Genomic DNA, 18,724 nt, shown 5'->3' on the forward strand with positions numbered 1-18,724 from the left:
ATGTTGCGCTTACTGCAAGGCTCACTGCACTCCTCAAACTTAAGTTCAGTTTCCTCTTTTCTTCCAGCATACGCTTTTCATCTTCTGTAAAAAGCTCTATGCTGCCTATTGCCTGTTCCGGTTTGTCCGAAACTTTTTCCAGCAATAATTCGAAATATCTGATAAAATCCTTTATACTGCCTTCCTTGAAAAGTCTGGTGTTATATTCCAGTACACATCTCAATCCACCCTGATTATTAGGGTAGGCATCAATTTTAAAATCAAGCTTTGAAGTTTTCATTTCCAGTTCAAAGCTGGAAAATTTCATGCCATCAATTTCAATGTTTTCTTCTGGTTTCAGTTCATTGTGGAATATGAACACAGTATCAAAAAGCGGATTTCTTGTACGGTCAAGCTTGGAAGTCATGTTTTCAATAATTCTGTCAAAGGGACAATCCTGGTTTTCATAAGCTTCGAGGATCGTACTGCTTGTAGATTTGATAAAATCTGTTACAGGACTTTCATCATCAAGGTGAACCTTGATCGGAATAAAATTAACGAACATTCCTATAACATTTTCCAGACTCTTATGTCTTCTTCCTGCTACCAGTGAACCTACAACAACCTCACTTTGCCGGCTGTACTTGCCAAGCAGCAGGGTATATGCGGACAGAAGAATAGAATTCAGGGTAGTTCCCAGTTTTTGTGCAAGTACCTTTAAGCCGGTAATAGTGTTTTCAGGAACAATAAACTCCTGAACACTTCCTGTAAACACTTGGTTTTCCGGTCTTCTGAAGTCTAAAGGCATATCCAGGACCGGTACATCTCCTGAAAACTTCTCACACCAGTACCTTTCCTGCTTTTTCATCATTTCTGTCTCAAGCAGGCTGTTATGCCATGCTGAATAGTCTTTATACTGAATAATCATTTCAGGCAATTCACATGCCTGATACAGCTTAATAAAGTCTTTCAGCAATATAGCCTGTGAAAATCCATCAGAGACAATGTGATGAGTGTCATAAAACAGTATATATTCGTCTTCAGCTGTTTTTACAAGACAAACCCGGAACAGTGGCGCCTTTGATAAATCAAAGGGTTGAATAAGATTGTCTACTACCATACTCAACTCATTTTTATCACACTCAATATATTGAAGTTTAAAGTCAAATTGTTTCTGCACTACTTGTACCGGCTCGCCGTTAACAAACCTGAAAGAAGTTCTAAGTGACTCGTGCCTTTCTACTATCTTTCTAAATACTCTTTCGAGATAATCTACATCTACATGTCCTTGAATTTTTACAGCTATGGGTATATTGTATGATGCCCCCGTATTCCCCAGCTGTTCTATCAGGAATATCCTTTTCTGAGCTGAAGAAAGACTGTAGTACTCCTGTTCTTTTAGAGGAACAATAGCCGGTAAGGCTGTTGCTCCGGTAGTGTTCTCACTGAGCTTTTTATCTATGAATACCCCGAGTTCACTTATTGTCAGGCATCTTAACAATTCTGATACCTTGATATTGATATTCAGTTTGTTATTCAGGGTGTTAGCTATGTTCATAGCTATTATCGAGTCTCCACCCAAATCATAAAAATCATCATTCACATCCAGTTCGTCAAAACCCAGTATTTCGCCCCAAACTTCTGCCACCGCTTTTTCAGTTTCGCTATAAACACCGCTGCTTTTTCCTTTCAGAGTAACTTTTGCTGCTGTGCCATACGTCTGGTTTCTTTCCATAACTTTCGCTTCAGCTGACTTATTTGACTGCCCGATGCAATATCCGGATACCTCAGGTATATCAATCCCACACCTTTTTCTGTCGAAAGCATATGTAGGAATACTTATCCTTCTGTATGAACATGCCTCATAAAGCCTGTTCCAGAAAACACTGGCACCATTTATGTATAATTTACATATATCTCTCAGAACAGAAGGCTTATCTTCACAATTCTTAAATCCTGTTACCTTGCTGTTGACAATTCCATTAATATTTTTGAGTTCAGTCTCACTTATCTCAAACACACTTCCATTGCTTTTATTCCCGTTACCAATTTTAAATTCGCCAAAATATATACCCTTTTCTTCATCAGTTTTAAGATTATCAATATTTAATGAAGAGAGAATTTCCTTAAGTTCAAAAATCTCATTTACGATAATAGCCAACCGTAAGGCATAATGCCCTCTTCCTGTATTCGCAGTAAAGCATAAATCCCCAAGTGTTCCATCAATTCCGTTTTCCAATGCTTTGACATATTTACAAATAAGGTTTTGTAATGCATCCTTACTCTTTGCAGAAAGTGTGAACAAGTGTGCATTATTTCCTTCATCATCCATTTTTTCAAAGGAAGGTGCTTCTTCCATTACTATATGGCAGTTGGTTCCGCTTAATCCGAACGCACTTATACCACACCGCCTTGGATGTTCTTCGCAAATCCATTCATTCAGTTTCGTATTTACATAAACGGGAGAATTACCAAAATCTATATTCCTGTTCGGTTTTTCAAAGTGTATTGAAGGTGGTATCTTTTTATTTTTCAAGGATAGTACTGCCTTAAGCAATCCAGCCAATCCAGCTGCACTGTCCAAATGCCCCAGATTCGTCTTTACGGATCCTACTCCACAAAACTGTTTTCTGTTGGTATATTTTGAAAAGGCTCTTGTGATACCGTCAATTTCTATTGGGTCACCCAGTTTTGTTCCTGTTCCATGCGCTTCTATATAAGTTATTGTCTCAGGGGTGACACCCGCATCATTCCAGGCATTTTCTATTACATCCGCCTGGGCTAGAACGTTAGGTGCGGTTATACCTATGGAAGCTCCATCCTGGTTTATTGCACTGCCCTTGATAACCGCGTATATATTATCTCTGTCCCGCAATGCTTTTGATAATGGCTTTAAAACTATAGCCATTACCCCTTCTCCCATACAGGTACCATCAGAGTTGTCATCAAAAGCTCTGCAAATATAGCTTTTAGATTCTATCCCAAGCATGTTTTCATCTTCCAACGGAAGCAGGCTTATTTTTACACTACCGGCAATCGCCATATCACAATCGCCGTTTCTTAAGCCGCGGCATGCCGTATGAACTGCAACCAGTGAGGATGAACAGGCTGTATCCATGACTATGCTGGGTCCTTTCAAATCCAGAACGTATGAGACCCTGCCAGGTATTACTGCTGCCATATTTCCGGGTATGGAAATTCCCAGGGAAGAAGGATCAACTTCTGCTATAAACCTTTGATAAGCCAGATCAGATACAAATCCGCAGTATACACCCGTACGGCTTCCCCTCAACTGTTCTCCTCCATATCCTGCATCCTCTATTGCACCTAATGCAGCTTCAAGAAATAACCTTTGGTTCGGGTCCATTAGACTCGCTTCCCTAGGCGACAAGTTGAAATACCTGAAGTCAAATTCATCGATCCTGTCCAGATATGATCCCCTTTTATAACCAATACCTTCAGGATTCATTCCTTTGAATTTGAAGTAGGAGTCAGCCTCAGCCTTTCTTACACCCGGGAGATCCGTAATACAGTCTTTTCCGTTAATCAGGTTTTCCCAAAAACCATTTATATCTTCTGCCATAGGCAGCTTTGCTGAAATGCCTATGATTGCTATATCTTTGCTGTCAGCTTCATTAACTTCTGTCACACTTACGTCATTAATGCTTTTTGCCAGCTCTTTTAGATTTATATTAAGCATATTCCGACCTCTCCCAGAAAAATTATTAATACCGATAAGAGTCATAGGAACATATCCGGTGAAGCAGATTTCTGTACGAACAAATGCTATCGCATTATGTTCTTCTCCAAGAAAAGTATCTACCCCACCGACAGGTACACCGTATCATTTTGATGCTATGTATCCTGGATGCCCTCCTAAATATCAGGAGTATCCCCCTTCGAACACCTTATGCATAGGAAATTAGTATCAACAATTTCCTATGCATAAAGGAAACATGTCCCTAAATGACAACTATATCAGCAGGTACAAAATCGCAGCAGTCTGCTGTTTTATTTTTTTACACAGGGATTGTATTGTTTTCTACATGTCCGTTTTTACGGCTATCCATGTAAATGAAGTAGTATATTGCCAATATAAGTACCAAGATTACAGCAAGAATGATTGCTAAAAATGCATCTCCCTGATCTCTAAGCTTGTACCACACTCCAGTTTTGATTGTTATGGCAATTACCCATATACTTGAGATTTGAAGAACGATAGGAGCAAAAATCGATCTCATATAAACATAAGCAAGATTATAAAGAAGTGCAGCAATAGAAGCATATAGTCCTATTGCAGCCCCCATGGTGTAGGTGTTTATAAGTCCGTATATGGCGGTTGTTATCAATATGGACGGATAAACGGGGACACCACTGCGTATTTCATTGAATATGGTTCCTCTGAAGATTATTTCTTCAAAAGCAAATGTTATTGCTATCATTGGAATAAATATGATAAAGCTTGTATATCCGTTCACCTGAAAGGTTAAGAACTGTTCAAATACTGGAACATTCTCAACAACAAAGCTTGTGTTACAAAGGAAGCAGGTGAATACGCCCATAAGAATACCTGCTGCAAACACTTGCAGGAAGTTCTTTATACTTAATTTAGAAAAGTTGCAGGTTTTTATCAGGTTTTTGCCTCTAAGTTTGAAAACCAAAACAAATACTGCAAGAACCAAAACAAAGCTTATAAAGCTTATAAGGTCATAATTTCTTTCATAAACTGCTTTCGGAAGTATTCCGCTGAACCAGATTTTCTGTACTCCCAGTGAAAATGCAAAAACGATAAAAAGGTAAAATATTACATAACCTGCAATACTAAAATACTTCTTCATCTAAACCTCCATATCCCCAATATGCCCCTTGTTATTAACCTCGAAGAGCAAGCTCTTCTGAGGTAATAACAACATAGGAATATTCTAAACGCAACACGTAATAATAATCCCATCAGGCACACAAAAGTATTTATATACTCTTTATGGGGTTAATTTTAATAAATTGAACCTGCCATGCAGTAAAAGTGCATCAGCTTTCCATATAAAATCATTCAGGCTAACCTGATTAAGCCGACGGCAAACCAGTCATTTTACTACTGTTCTGGTTTTTACTAACTCTGTATAGTACTACAAGCATAATAAGTGTTAATAAGATACTTATTATGAACAGAACAAGTGAGCTTCCACTTGTAAATAGTCCGCTTAGCCCTGTTCTTTTGAATAAGATCAATCCCATGGTACAGCAAACCTGTGTAATAAATGATGACCAGATAGAACCGCCAAAGTAATATATTATTCCAAATACAAGCTGGCCTGAGAACGCATATATAACTGCTGAAACAGGATTTTGGAAATAAACAAGTTCTGAAGCATAAAATGTTGCCTGGACAACCAGAGCAACCCCAGCAGGTATCACTCTGCTCATTTCATTAAATGCAAGCCCTCTGAAACAAAGCTCTTTATAAAAATTATTTATTAGGGTTACCAATATAACAAGTATAATGTTACCTCCTATTATCCAGTCAATGGATCCACCAATTGGCTCTACACTGGACTTGAAGGCGTCCACCTTAAGAATGGAACTTGTAAACATCGCTAATGCCAGACCCAACCCTGCACATATCAGTCCGTTAGTCATAGAAATAGCTTTAAATTTTGCAAATGTAATGGGATTTTCCTTCCTTACGAATTTTACCAGTAATAATAATGCAGTAATCGATACCGGGTCTAAAATCAGGAAAGCAGAAGTGGGTGTAGTTTCTCTCATTGAGTTAATCCATCCCACATTCTTAATTAACTGCAGCATACCGATATTTATCGATATGGGAAGAATAATGTAAACCAGTACAAACACAAGCGCTTTCAAATACTTTTTCATACTCAAACCCCCTGAATTTAAAATTTATTTGTTTCCTGCTGCGTTTCAACAGCATCTATTTCAACTGCTGTATCATGGAAATCCGTTTTTCTTGTCAAACTGGTTACAGTCAGAAGAATACTCCATAAAACAACAGTTATTGTTAACCATATAAAGCCTGAGGGTGCAAAAGAAGCAAATGTCCACCCGTTATAAAATACTCCTGTGTAAAAAGCAATCATCCAAAGCGCTAAAAAGGCCACAAGTGCAACCGCTTGCACAATTGATATGAAAAAAGCCCGCTTTAAGCTATGCTTGCCAGAGAAGATAAAATGTCTTTTTCCTGCAGAAAAGCTCTTCAAAACTTTTCTAATATACACTATCATTAGCAGAACAAGTGCAAGAGAAATCATGCGGATGAGAGTTCTCAGCAGTATATTCTTTACTCTGAAATCAGGATAATGCCCCGTTTCCCATTTGGCCCACAAACTCATCAGATCCCTGTGCAGATTCTCTCCGTTTTCACTATTGGTAAGTACAACCAGTCCACTGCGGTTTTCGGGAATAAACACATATTGTGATCGCCAGCCCCTGTTTGTTCCCCCATGATAAATCAATCTTCTTCCATCCGGCAAATCTTTTATGATACACCCCAGGCCATAATCCTTTTTCACAGGGTTACGCATAACAGACAGGGTAGACTGCTTCAATACGTTCCTTCCTGCCGGGTTAACATCACTATCCAGATTTGCTGCTACAAACCTGGCAAGATCGGGAGCTGTAGTGTATAATCCTGCAGCTGCAGTTTCTGCAAATAGGTAGTTTGGCATTTTATTACCTGATACATCGTATGGCGTAGCTGTTTTGGTTTTCAATCCAGGCTCCCATTCATAAGAGCTGCTCATCATTCCAAGTGGTTCAAGTACTTCCTCTTTCATATACTTAGAAAACGGCTTTCCGGAAACTTCTTCTGTGATCAGCTGTAACAGTGTGTACCCTCCACCGGAATACTTATATTTTTTGCCGGGTTTTTTTGTTATCTTAAGTTCCTTTACCCCTTTTACCCTTCCCGATAGCGAGTTTTCCAGACTGGGAACTTCTTCAGCAGGAAAATATCCGGCATAGCCTCCTTGCGAAAGTCCAGCAGTATGGCTCAGTATCCTTCTTATTGTTACCTCATTGTTATCATAATCTGTCTTTGGAAGATGCCAACGGGTCAAATACCTTTCAGCCGGAGTATCCAGATCCAGTTTACCTTTCTCTACCAGCTTCATGACTCCCCATGCTGCAATCGACTTGGAATTGGAAGCTACCTGGAATACAGTGTCTTTTGTTACTGCTTCCTCCTTGCTCTTGTCTGCCCACCCATATCCTTTTACCCAGTCAACTTCTCCTTTTCTTACCAATGCTACAGCTGTCCCGGGTACATTATACTTTTTCATCAGTTTGGGAACAGTTTCATCAAACTGTTGTTCCACACTGCTGAAGCTGTCCGCCTTCACCGTTGGATTAATTTCATTGAATGCTGTAATTGTCACTGATACAAAAAATACGATTGCCAGTATCAGCAACAATTTAGATTTTGACCTCAATATCAACCTCCCCTTTCGATTCTTTCTGCTGATCTAAAAAAGTTCTGTAATATATGTTTCTTGAAGCAATAATGCTTATACCCAGCATCAATAGCCCTGAAAAGAAAGTAATATATGTCCACTTCACTCTTTCAAGTAAAATGCCATATACCCACATTCCCAGAGGAGTAGTAATATATAAGGCTGATGAGAAAACCCCTATTACTCTGGCTCTTATCTCATCAGGTATCTTTAATTGAAAATAAGTAACTACAGGAATGTTTTGAGCTGTATTCATAGCTCCATACAATATCAATATCAAACAAAATGTAATCGTAATACCCCATTTGCTGACCCCTTGGAAGAACGGAATTTCTGGGAATCCCCAAGCCAACACTAGTAAGGCCTGCAACATAAAAAGAGTAAAAAATCTGCTCAGCAATTTTCTGCTTGCCTCTTTATTAAGCATAATAATTACGGCCGATATTATAATTCCTATCGCCGCAGAAGATTGAATTAAAGACAGCTGAAGACCGTCTATCTTGATAATGTTGTAATTAATAAAGGGAATAACGATAAAAAGCAGCGGATTATAGATGAAATTTAAAACAGCTGCCAGAATGAAAAAGAACTTCAATATTTTGTTCTGATTAAGATAGCTTAAGGAAACTTTGATGTCTTCAATATAACTTTTTACTCCACCTGTGCCCGTACTTAACCTGTTAAACTCATAAATCAAAAATGTTTCTGCAATACCTGCTATAATGAAGCCTACACCGTTTAAAAGGATTACTATTTTTATACCAAGTAATTTATAGGCAAGAGCACCTGTTATCGGCCCAATTATACTTATAGAAGCGTTTATTGCTTGAAAAGTCGAATTTGCCCTTGATACATTATCCTTGCTTACAAAGTCGGGAATGGAAGAATTAATGGCAAGTGAAAATAATGCCTGAATTATACCTATTATAAACGTATATATCATAATTAAGACTACACTCTTGGAGTTGAGCGCAAATACCATAAGGAACATCAGTACCGTGATCCCACTAAGTATATCTGTAGTAACAATAATTTTCTTTTTGTTATGTTTGTCTACATATGCCCCTGCTAAAATATTAACTATTACACCGGGAATTATGGAAACACTCAAGGTAATTGAGAAAGCAGTTGCAGACCCTGTCAGATCCAGTATATAAAGCCCTATCGCAAATCCAAAAATTGAATTGCCCATGCCTGATACTATTCTGCCAATAACAAGGAGCATAAAATTCAGGCTTGATCCCTTATGTGTTTTTTTTGCGTTTAAATCCAGATCCAAACTATCCATACATTATCCCCGCAGCATAAATAATAATAAAGTATTGAAACAAATAAATTATCAATAAATAAAGCAGGCACAATGATTTGGATAATGTAGCAAAGACAAAAAAGTTTACAAAAAATGTTTACTAGATTATCATTGTAGTTTATAATAGAAAATGGCAGTATAATAGCATTCTGCTATATGCCCAACCCATAAATCATATATCTTCTTGGCGGGAGCTAATGATTTATGGGTTTGCTTTATTTACAATTTATTATTAAATAATATACATTTTAGCTATATTTTACATATACTTACATGCAAAGTCAAGTTAAAAGTTAACAAAATGTGTTTACTAGATTATCACTATAATTTATAAAAGAAAATGGCAATATAATAGCATTCTGCTATATGCCCAACCCATAAATCATATATCTTCTTGGCGGGAGCTAATGATTTATGGGTTTGCTTTGTTTACAATTTATTATTAATTAATATACATTTCAGCTATATTTTACATATACTTACATGTAAAAGTCAAGATAATTCGTGTTAATTTTCCATGTTAAATAATTCGCAAGTTTACATAATACATATATTTATTTGGTATATTTTAATAGAATATAGCAACTAAGATACTCTTGGGGTTTTTATGGATTATTATAAATAAAGTAAATGATTAATGTTTAAGAGAAAGCTTTTCGAATGTTAAATCATCTACACTTTCTATATCACCTTTTAGTATTCTGAAAATAAATTCCTTTTCAAGCCCCGTCGCTTGTGCATATTCATCAAAATTCATATTGCGGCTGGCCCGTTGTATAGTTGAAATAAGCTTATCAGAGTGCTTTATTTTTACTCTGTCGATTCCTTCATTCATCATTTTTCCTCCTTAAGCAATAAGCATGAAAAGGCTCATTTCTGAGCCTTTCCTTTGGGATTCTTCCCTTTATTGTCGTAATTTTCTGCATATGGTTCATATGCATTCTCCCCCAATTGGTCATTATTTGACTTTGGACCGGGTTTACTTTTCTCCTTATTTGCCATAATATACCTCCTCTCTTTTGATGTCACTTATTGTTTATTTATAATTATTCACTAACTTGGATCATTTTCATCCAGATAGACTCTTGTAACTTTTGTGTAATCACCTTTTCTTATGTCTTCGCGACTTGCAGCCTCACCAAACTTTGAGTCATTGAACCCGGGTGCTACTGTAGGATCTTTCTTTTTTGATTTTCCACTACTTTTGTTTTTCATAATACTTCTCCCTTTCTATATTATTTCAAACTCGGCCTCATTTATTCGTTTTATGCCTTCTATACTCCCTAATTGTCCTGACAGCTGTATAAGCGCACTATCCTTGCTTTTCGCTTCCAGCATGACATCAAAATCCCTTCCGACCGTCTTTGCAATTTCGAGAAATTTCAGGAACTCACTCAATTCTATATAGTCAGCATGGCTCCTGAAGTCCTTCTCAGATTTCGGACTGGAAAAATGTATCTTCGGGTTGAAATATTGATTGTCCCATGTACTAAAAATTTCTCCCAGCATATTCTCCAGGCTTTCTCCATTATTTGCACATGTATGGTGATGCACATCCAGAACCATTGGTATGTTCAAGCGTTTGCACATATCTAAAACATCCTTGGCTGTAAAAGATTTATCATCATTTTCAAGTATTATTCTGTTTCTTATCCTGTCCGGAAGTCTTTCAAAGTTTTCCTTGAATCGCTTAATCGAACTCTCCTTATCCCTATACAACCCTCCTACATGTAAAATCAGTTTATATCGGCTGCTTTCCATGCCCATTGCTTCAAATATTTTCACATGATAATCCAGATCCTTTATTGAATCAGCCAAAACCTTTTCTGTTGGAGAGTTGATTAACGTATAGTGGTCAGGATGAGCACTGATCCTGAAATCATTTTCTATGATAAAGTCCCCTAATTCTCTGAATTCATCCCTGAAATCACCAATATAATCCCATTCATCAGTCAAGGGATGGGTTGCCAGTGGTATCAGCTTTGATGTCAGTCTGTAAACATGAATATTATAAGCTTTGTTGTAGCGTAGTATTCTCAGTGTATTTTCAAGGTTCTTTCTAGTAATTTTTCTTAGTCTGTAGAGTTTTGCCTCCTCATCTGGAAGCTTGTTAAATGTTGCAACGGTAACCGTTCCCGAAGGTGAGCAATCTTCGAGGTTTAGTGTCATTGCCACATAGCCCAGCCGGAATTTCATATAACCTCCATGCACAAAGAAATCGTGGTAAAACTTCAGTCCTATTTTACCCAAAAGAAATGAGCCTATTCGGCCCATGTTCTATCTGTTACGCTACCCGGATAATCACTATCTGTGTTAACTATTCTTTACCGCCCTGATTACAAGCATATATGAGTTTACATCGTATGATGTCCCGCTAAAATCACCATAAAGCTCAACATCCGAGAATCCGGCTTCCTTTACAACATTTGAAAGATCACAGCATAAAACAGGCAGCAATTCTATCGAGTTTTCAAACCTTTCCTCTCCGTTTTTATTATGTATTTCCAAAATGGTATTAAAGCTTACAGTCCCCCTATTTTTATCAAATTCATATTTTCTTACAAACTTCAATCCTACTTCATCGTTCTTTATGACAGGCAGCTCATTTACTCCTTTATTAATGATTCTATCGTAATTAATAATCTGTAATATTAAAACACCCGACTTCCCCATAAGCGAGTATGTCTGTTTCAGAGTATCCGATATTTCTGCCAGACTTCCCAGATGCACTAAGGAATTACCTATGCAATAAATACAATCAAAATTCAAATCCTGCTGGGACATTTGGTTTTGAGCCATAGTTTGCAGCTCATCAAGCTCTTTCATATCCTTCCTGAAGACATCAATTCTCACACCTTCAATCACTGCTTTATTTGCTGCTACTTCCACCATCTTCTCATCAAGATCTACTGCCGTGACATTATAACCCTGCTTTGCAAGTGCTACTGAATATCCGCCCGAGCCGCAAGCAACATCAAGTATCCTTTTTGGAGGCATACCTGCAGAATCCTTGATAAACTTTAGTTGAGGCTCCCCTACAGGAAAAATACAGTCATAGTATTTACTTATCTGTTCATAGAAGCTCATATTTATTCTCCTTGTCTCCGACTATATCGAGTATGTTCACCTTATCTCTATTTATGCCACTTTATTGATTAATTAAACAAAAAGGCTAAATATTTATATTCCTGAAACTATAACATAAAAAAATACGACACATTGATATGTACCGTACTTTTTTATGTTATAGCCTAATAATTTTTTTCAGCCCATTCTGCCGCCTTCTTCACCATCTTCTGATGCTCCGGATCAACTTTCGCTGTCCCGTGTGTTTTACTTCCCAGAAAGTGAATGCAGAAGTGCCCGTCCATACCATTACCTTTTAAAGTGTCAAGGTTTTCTCCTGCACCATATCCTACACTCCGCCACTTCACATACTCATTTGCAGGCTCACTGTCCACACCTGCGTGAGGCATCCCATTCATGGAAGCCGCCATCTTTTTACCGCCGGTTATCACTATAACAGCTCTTCTTTCCCAGCTCCAGCTACCGCCATATATTTTTTTCATAATAGCCGCATCTTCTTTTGTAAGTGCCTCAGAGTCTGCATGGTTATACCCGTATGTCCTTTTGACTTTGAAGCTCAAGCCCGTTTCTATGTCATATATTTCTGCAGTGTCTCCGATGGCAAAAACATCTTCGGCTTCATTTCTCCAGGGAATCATATAGCTATTCCTGTCTGTATCCCCTCTGGATAGTGTGCTTACTCTTTTTGCACTGGAAACAGTGTTTTTTCCCTTTCGCAGTTTGTTAATAAGGGAAATTGTCTCAGGTCCTGCAATCCCGTCTTTGCGTATGCCGTGTTTGGCCTGTAGTTTTTTTACAGCTGATACCGTCACATTGCCATAATACCCTGTAGGAGCCATCCTAAAAAACCCAAGTTTTCTTAAATCCTCCTGCAAGGTTGAGATAGCAGTTCCCTTCATACCTTTTTTCAGCACCTTAGGTGCAGCCGATACCTGGATCGAGCTAAAAGCAAATACAAGTACCAATGTCACAGCAACCGCTAAAAAAAGCCCACTTCTTCTCTTTTGCATATAAATCTCCTCTCCCCGATATTACTTAAATACTTAACTAAGTAATATCAGCAGCTTACGAGGTTAGTTGACGGGTTAGGTAGAAGAGCCACCCTTTCCGACTGTGTGATTTATCTTTTATAATAGACCACTTCGGAATTAACCCCTATAGACCAGAATTATTAACAACTGAGTATTAACATCAGTATTCATAATCCCGTACTACAAAATAATTCCCCCGTTTTCCCGGAAAACCGGGAAATTCAGCTAAATAATATTTTTCTCAGCTCTTGTTATTTCCATTTTTCCAAAGCTAAGTCTTTTTAGATTATACCACTAATAGTTTACATAATGAATGGCCAATTATTTCCTGAAGCCTTAAGCATAAGAAGCACTTTCCAGCGAAAAATATTAGTAAAACTTTTTATTCAGAAAGGGATTAATATGACTAATATAAGCGCAGTTTTCGAAAAGATGGGTGAAGGTAAAAAGGCTGTGGATGCACTTAGAGAAACAGGATATAAAAGAGCATATCTCGATATGGTAGATAATTACCTCAGTGAATATTCCTCAGAGATCAATTTTGCAGGGACTAGAAGCGCTCCAAGCCTTTCCGCCCTTGTTCTGAAATCCGATGGACATATCCTGAATATCGATAAAGGGCCTTTAGTTGCATCAAACCCTATGGTCAGCGGTATAGGCGCCTACAGAGAGATGGCAGATGCCGGCACAAGGCTGATCGTTCATGTAGAAGATGAAAAAGTAGAAGAAGTAAAAAAACTGATACGCTCATATGGAGGGAAAATATAAAATCCCGCAACGGCTACTTTTTTTACCTTTACAAATACTTTGCTATCAATATTTTTATATATTTAAAAGGATTTTTTGCAATTATATTGAATATACATTATTATAAGTTAACAAAATATTCTATATAGTTTTTATTACGCCAACATGCTGCAATTGTACATCATAATTCCTATATCATCTGCGCGGAATAGATTTTACAGCATTCAATGATTGTTTTTTAATAGTTGAGCAATTCCCTTTAGCAATTTACTTATTTTTACAGAGCAAATTATCTACTTATTTTATCAGTATACACACCTTTAATTTCATCTTAATTGAGATTAGTCCGGTAGCGTATGCATAAGATATTGTATAAGAGCTCTAACGTTTAACAAAACTTTTATACTAATGAAAGGGTGAGCTATAATGAAAGCAATTATTATGGCAGGCGGAGAAGGCTCCAGGCTGCGTCCCCTCACATGTGACCTTCCAAAGCCTATGGTTCCTGTCATGAATAAACCTATCATGCAGCATATAATAGAACTTCTTAAGTCCTATGGAATTACTGAGATAGGCGTAACCCTGATGTACCTCCCTCAAAAAATCAAGGATTATTTCGGGAATGGCTCAAGCTTCGGTGTAAATCTCCACTACTTTACCGAAGACTCCCCGTTAGGAACAGCCGGAAGTGTAAAAAATGCCGGTGATTTTCTGGATGAAACATTTGTCGTCATAAGTGGCGACTCATTGACAAATATGAACCTGTGTGAGGCCATAAAATTCCATAAATCAAAAAAGTCCAAAGCAACCCTTATACTTACAAAGGTCGATGTTCCCCTTGAGTATGGAGTAGTACTGACAGACACCCAAGGTGCTATAACTGGTTTTTTAGAGAAACCAAGTTGGGGAGAAGTATTCAGTGACACTGTAAATACAGGCACCTACATACTTGAACCGGAAATACTGAAATACTTTGAAAAGGGGCAAAAGTTTGATTTTAGTCAGGATTTATTTCCTATTCTGCTGGAAAAAAAAGATCCCTTATATGGCTATGTAACTACTGATTACTGGTGTGATATAGGCGATTTAAGGGCTTATCTGCAGGCTCATTATGATGTATTTGAAGATAAAATACGTTTAAATCTTGATGCTGTAGAAATAAAAAAAGGGATCTGGATAGGAGCAGGATCTGTTATAGAACCAAACGCTCAAGTCAATGGTCCATGTTTGATAGGAAACAACTGCCGTATAGGTAACGGTTCCGTTATAGAGAACTTCTCCGTATTGGGTGATAACAATATTATTGAGGACGAAGTATCTTTAAAGCGTAGTGTTATCTGGGACAATTGTACTATAGAATACGGCTCTGAGATAAGAGGTGCAATACTCTGCAACAGTATAAGTCTCAAACACTATGTATCTGTGTTTGAAAATGCCATTATCGGAGATAAATGTATAATTAACGAAAGGGCAATTGTAAAACCAAATATAAAAATATGGCCCCAAAAAGCCATAGACCCGTTAGCTATAGTAGATAGGAATATTATATGGGGTTCCAAGCATTCCAAATCGATATTTGGCGAAAGTGGCCTTTCAGGAATAATAAATGTGGATATTTCTCCTGAATTTGCTACAAGACTCGGAGCTGCTTACGGGTCAATATTTAAAAAAGGAGCTAAGGTAGTAGTAAGCTCTACAACGTCAAATTCAGCAAGAATGTTTAAGCATGCTTTCGTATCCGGAATACTATCAGTTGGAGTAGAAGTATTTAATCTTAGCAGTCTGCTTACCCCTATATCCAGGCATGCAATCAACTTTCTTTCGGTTGAAGGCGGAATACATATAAAAGTCGGTGATGACAACCCTAACAAACTTCGTGTTGATTTTATGGATTCCAAAGGTGCCAGTATTAGCAGGGTAATGGAAAGGAAAATTGAGAATGCCTTCTTCAGAGAAGATTTCAAACGCTGTTCAGGCGAAGAGATAAGCAGACTTAATAACATAACGGATTTTAAAAACTATTATGTACGCTCGGTTCTGAATGAAATTAACACACAGAGGATACGGGAAAAGTCACCAAAGGTTTGTGTAATATCCCCTTCCGACTTTGTAATATCAGTAGTAGTGCCCATGCTGACAGATGTAGGTTGTAAAACTGTAAGTTTCTCTTCATTGACACTAAACGATATGAATCTTATAATAAATGAGATAAATAAGAATAATCTGGATTTTGCCGCATTCATTGATGGTAATGGTGAAACATTGATTCTAATTGATAAACAGGGTAATATAATAAAAGACGATCTTTTTATATCACTTACTTCGCTAATACTCTTCAAAAGTCAGGAAAGCTCGCATGTAGTTGTCCCCATAACTGCACCTTCAGTGATAGAGGAGCTTGCAGCCAGATATAACGGCAAGGTTATACGAACAAAGACGTCACCCCAGGCAATCATGGAACAGATGCTAACAAGGAATGCACTAAAATCACGCGAGAATATAAACCAATTCCTTTTAAATTTTGATGCTCTTGCAGGATTAGTGAAGATTATAGAATTTTTGTGTATAAATAGCCTTTCCCTCAATGACGCTTTAAGGGAAATACCGGATTTTTATATCAGCAAAAAGAATATTTTTTGCCCCTGGGAATTAAAAGGTAAAGTTATGCGAACACTTATTACCGAAAAGAATGGTGAAAAAGTAGAGCTTTTAGATGGAGTAAAATTTATTATGGAAAATGGATGGGCTTTAGTGCTTCCTGATGCTGATATGCCTTTATGCAGAGTTTATTCGGAGGGCGATTCCCCACAAATAGCTGAAGTAATATCAGATAAATATCTTAACAAAATAAAAAGCATTATAGGTGCACCCTAGTTTGTCTTCAAAATTGTAGTAACACCACTAATTTCAGCGGGAGCAGTAAATGAGATCAATTGTTATCACAGAAGAGACCTCAAATAAGAAAATAGACAAAGCAATAAAAGAACTTTTCCCTAGAATGCCGGCAAGTGCCATGTATAAGGCTTTCAGAAAAAAAGATGTGAAGGTAAACGGCGTAAGGGTAAAGGATGATTATATAGTATTGCTAGGTGACAGGCTTGAGCTGTATATTACAGATGATATACTTGATGGAAAAGGATTTTCATTAAATAGCGGCTTTTCCATTGTCTATGAAGATGTAAATTTATTAATCGTCAATAAGGAGCAGGGAATACCTGTTCATCCGGATAAAGATCAGGTTTCCAATACGTTGATTGACCTCGTTCAGGCATACTTGAAAGAGAAGGGAGAATATTCTCCTCATAAATCTGATTCCTTTCCACCTTCACTTTGCCATAGACTCGACAGAAATACAGGCGGTCTGTTAATAATAGCAAAAAATGAAAAAAGTCTCAAAGTTATGCTTGATAAAATCAAAAGCAAGGAAGTAAAAAAATACTACCAATGCCTGGTGTCTGGAAGAATGCAGAAGCAGGAAGAAGAGTTAAAGGCATATCTTACAAAGGATGAACGTAAAAGCAGGGTATTCATAGATGATAAGAGGACTAGGGATTCACTTGAAATAGTCACCAGATACAGGGTCCTCTCGTATGAGAACAATATCAGTAAACTTGAGATAGAACTGGTGACCGGCCGTACACATCAGATAAGAGCTCATCTAGCGCATATCGGGCATCCGATAATAGGCGACGGAAAATATGGGACAAACGCAATAAACCGCCCATTAAAAGCAAAATTCCAAGCGTTGTGGGCTTATAAGCTAAAATTCAGTTTCTGCAGTGATGCAGGAATTCTAAATTACCTGAAGGGTAAAACTTTTGAAGTAAAGCCTACATTTAAGATATAAAAAGGAGTGTCGCAAAACTACTATTAAGTAGTTAGCGATGCTCTTTTTCTCTTCAAAATCAAGCAATCCACAGGTATTCATTGTTAATATTGAAGTTAGGTCTGGCTCCCATTAGAAAAATTCATTTTAGCAAAAGTGAATATCTGTTATTTTCGTGCTATCTTGTTGAGGAGCATTTGTAAAGCATGTTTAAAAAAGTCTGGACTTATCTCTATAATACCTTTATTTGTTTCATTACTTGCCTCTTATTCTGTTAGTCCTGAGAAGCAAAATAACAGTATGTCCGGCTATGCGACAAATAAACGGAAATGAAGATGAAGGCCACGCATATAAAAATGATACAAATCAGGTGTTTTTACTCTCTGCCGACTCCCTGAAAAGCTTTAAGAATAATGATGTACAGCCCGTCTAAATTCCCGAACATATGGGGAAGTGTGATAGCCATTATTTATGTAAATTACAATTTTACAAAAAGCATTGACATATTACAATTAGTAACGTAGAATTATAGTGAGCGGTTTCCAAAAAATGTCATGTATCACAATAATTTCAATATGTATATAGATGCCGTTTATTGTATGATACAAGCACTAAAGCAGCAGCGGTTTGCTGTATAATTTTTCTTTATGACTTACTGCTGTAAAGCTTGCAATCAATCTTAAAAAATGGCTTCTATATACACTCAAACATTATTTTTACTCTTTTGTACTTAATGATCAACTCATAAAGATAATCACATTTAAAGATCATACATTGCTTGTATCCAAAAGTATAGGGGAAAATTGCCTTTTGTTCAATAGCTGTGTTTATGCTGCCGTAAATCCGCACCGTAAATTCTTTATAAATGCGGTTACAGCAGTATGATTAACTGCGGCCTTTTTTGGGAGGTGATATGGAGGAAGGTTGTAAAATGTATTTACGACATCTAGGATTTCTCACATTATTAGAGTTTGAATTCTTAAAAGGAAAAGGAGAGTTTTGTATGAAAAGAAAAAAGTATAGCAGAGCAGCATCATTTCTTCTGGCAGTGATTGTTTGCTTCTGTGCACTGCTGCCTGCCAGCGCCACTCTGGCTGAAACCACAGGAAGTACGGTGAATAATGCTGTCAGTACGGGCTTGACGGTACACTTCAAGAAGCCTGCCGATTGGAGCAGTGAAGTAAGGATACACTACTGGAATCTTACCCCCAGCAGTATTCCGAACAGCGGCTCCTGGCCGGGGATACTGATGACTCCTGAAGCAGACGGATGGTAT

The 18,724-nt window shown here is 37.5% G+C and carries 15 protein-coding genes and 1 riboswitch; of the genes, 4 read left to right on the forward strand and 11 right to left on the reverse strand.

What is annotated here, in order from left to right; translation table 11 throughout:
* The 11 genes from N3I35_00850 to N3I35_00900 form a co-directional block, all read right to left on the reverse strand.
* The coding region (locus N3I35_00850) for a condensation domain-containing protein (GenBank protein ID MCX8128634.1) at nt 1–3,679 on the reverse strand (3,679 nt) is incomplete at its 3' end.
* Between the two features lie 319 nt (nt 3,680–3,998).
* A complete protein-coding gene (locus N3I35_00855; GenBank protein ID MCX8128635.1) occupies nt 3,999–4,817 on the reverse strand; it encodes a CPBP family intramembrane metalloprotease in 819 nt (272 codons plus the stop codon).
* A gap of 226 nt (nt 4,818–5,043) precedes the next feature.
* A complete protein-coding gene (locus N3I35_00860) occupies nt 5,044–5,856 on the reverse strand; it encodes a CPBP family glutamic-type intramembrane protease (GenBank protein MCX8128636.1) in 813 nt (270 codons plus the stop codon).
* A gap of 17 nt (nt 5,857–5,873) precedes the next feature.
* On the reverse strand, nt 5,874–7,427 hold the full coding sequence (locus tag N3I35_00865) for a serine hydrolase (protein ID MCX8128637.1): 1,554 nt from the start codon (nt 7,425–7,427) through the stop codon (nt 5,874–5,876).
* Nucleotides 7,411–8,736 (reverse strand): MFS transporter, encoded by a 1,326-nt coding sequence (locus N3I35_00870; protein MCX8128638.1) that lies wholly within the window; start codon nt 8,734–8,736, stop codon nt 7,411–7,413. The genes N3I35_00865 and N3I35_00870 overlap by 17 nt, the downstream gene beginning before the upstream one ends.
* Before the next feature lie 655 nt (nt 8,737–9,391).
* Nucleotides 9,392–9,595 (reverse strand): hypothetical protein, encoded by a 204-nt coding sequence (locus tag N3I35_00875; protein MCX8128639.1) that lies wholly within the window; start codon nt 9,593–9,595, stop codon nt 9,392–9,394.
* Between the two features lie 32 nt (nt 9,596–9,627).
* Nucleotides 9,628–9,759, reverse strand: coding sequence for a hypothetical protein (locus tag N3I35_00880; GenBank protein MCX8128640.1), 132 nt, complete (start codon nt 9,757–9,759; stop codon nt 9,628–9,630).
* A 51-nt stretch (nt 9,760–9,810) separates the two neighbouring features.
* Nucleotides 9,811–9,972 (reverse strand): hypothetical protein, encoded by a 162-nt coding sequence (locus tag N3I35_00885; GenBank protein MCX8128641.1) that lies wholly within the window; start codon nt 9,970–9,972, stop codon nt 9,811–9,813.
* A gap of 15 nt (nt 9,973–9,987) precedes the next feature.
* Nucleotides 9,988–10,953, reverse strand: a complete 966-nt coding sequence (gene uvsE / locus N3I35_00890; GenBank protein MCX8128642.1) for a UV DNA damage repair endonuclease UvsE — start codon at nt 10,951–10,953, stop codon at nt 9,988–9,990.
* 117 nt (nt 10,954–11,070) lie between these two features.
* Nucleotides 11,071–11,844, reverse strand: coding sequence for a class I SAM-dependent methyltransferase (locus N3I35_00895; protein ID MCX8128643.1), 774 nt, complete (start codon nt 11,842–11,844; stop codon nt 11,071–11,073).
* Nucleotides 11,845–12,008: 164 nt separating this feature from the next.
* A complete protein-coding gene (locus N3I35_00900) occupies nt 12,009–12,854 on the reverse strand; it encodes a peptidoglycan-binding protein (GenBank protein MCX8128644.1) in 846 nt (281 codons plus the stop codon).
* A 37-nt stretch (nt 12,855–12,891) separates the two neighbouring features.
* Nucleotides 12,892–13,112: riboswitch (cyclic di-AMP (ydaO/yuaA leader) on the reverse strand.
* A 165-nt stretch (nt 13,113–13,277) separates the two neighbouring features.
* On the opposite strand from N3I35_00900, the gene N3I35_00905 reads away from it, so the two are divergent.
* The 4 genes from N3I35_00905 to N3I35_00920 all read left to right on the forward strand — a co-directional run.
* Nucleotides 13,278–13,643: a hypothetical protein gene (locus N3I35_00905; protein ID MCX8128645.1), complete on the forward strand. Its 366-nt coding sequence runs from the start codon at nt 13,278–13,280 to the stop codon at nt 13,641–13,643.
* 405 nt (nt 13,644–14,048) lie between these two features.
* Nucleotides 14,049–16,496: a mannose-1-phosphate guanyltransferase gene (locus N3I35_00910; protein ID MCX8128646.1), complete on the forward strand. Its 2,448-nt coding sequence runs from the start codon at nt 14,049–14,051 to the stop codon at nt 16,494–16,496.
* A gap of 49 nt (nt 16,497–16,545) precedes the next feature.
* Nucleotides 16,546–17,469, forward strand: coding sequence for an RluA family pseudouridine synthase (locus N3I35_00915; GenBank protein ID MCX8128647.1), 924 nt, complete (start codon nt 16,546–16,548; stop codon nt 17,467–17,469).
* A 982-nt stretch (nt 17,470–18,451) separates the two neighbouring features.
* Nucleotides 18,452–18,724: starch-binding protein (locus tag N3I35_00920; protein ID MCX8128648.1), on the forward strand; the 273-nt coding region annotated here is incomplete at its 3' end.

Source organism: Clostridia bacterium (assembly GCA_026414765.1).
Lineage (GTDB): Bacteria > Bacillota > Clostridia > Acetivibrionales > DSM-27016 > SKW86.

What these genes read in the sequence shown, in the direction of transcription:
- N3I35_00855 (MCX8128635.1), bottom strand. Translation starts at nt 4,817, where the DNA reads ATGAAGAAGTATTTTAGTATTGCAGGTTATGTAATATTTTACCTTTTT.
- N3I35_00860 (MCX8128636.1), bottom strand. Translation starts at nt 5,856, where the DNA reads ATGAAAAAGTATTTGAAAGCGCTTGTGTTTGTACTGGTTTACATTATT.
- N3I35_00870 (MCX8128638.1), bottom strand. Translation starts at nt 8,736, where the DNA reads ATGGATAGTTTGGATCTGGATTTAAACGCAAAAAAAACACATAAGGGA.
- N3I35_00875 (MCX8128639.1), bottom strand. Translation starts at nt 9,595, where the DNA reads ATGATGAATGAAGGAATCGACAGAGTAAAAATAAAGCACTCTGATAAG.
- N3I35_00880 (MCX8128640.1), bottom strand. Translation starts at nt 9,759, where the DNA reads ATGGCAAATAAGGAGAAAAGTAAACCCGGTCCAAAGTCAAATAATGAC.
- N3I35_00885 (MCX8128641.1), bottom strand. Translation starts at nt 9,972, where the DNA reads ATGAAAAACAAAAGTAGTGGAAAATCAAAAAAGAAAGATCCTACAGTA.
- uvsE (MCX8128642.1), bottom strand. Translation starts at nt 10,953, where the DNA reads ATGAAATTCCGGCTGGGCTATGTGGCAATGACACTAAACCTCGAAGAT.
- N3I35_00895 (MCX8128643.1), bottom strand. Translation starts at nt 11,844, where the DNA reads ATGAGCTTCTATGAACAGATAAGTAAATACTATGACTGTATTTTTCCT.
- N3I35_00900 (MCX8128644.1), bottom strand. Translation starts at nt 12,854, where the DNA reads ATGCAAAAGAGAAGAAGTGGGCTTTTTTTAGCGGTTGCTGTGACATTG.
- N3I35_00905 (MCX8128645.1), top strand. Translation starts at nt 13,278, where the DNA reads ATGACTAATATAAGCGCAGTTTTCGAAAAGATGGGTGAAGGTAAAAAG.
- N3I35_00910 (MCX8128646.1), top strand. Translation starts at nt 14,049, where the DNA reads ATGAAAGCAATTATTATGGCAGGCGGAGAAGGCTCCAGGCTGCGTCCC.
- N3I35_00915 (MCX8128647.1), top strand. Translation starts at nt 16,546, where the DNA reads ATGAGATCAATTGTTATCACAGAAGAGACCTCAAATAAGAAAATAGAC.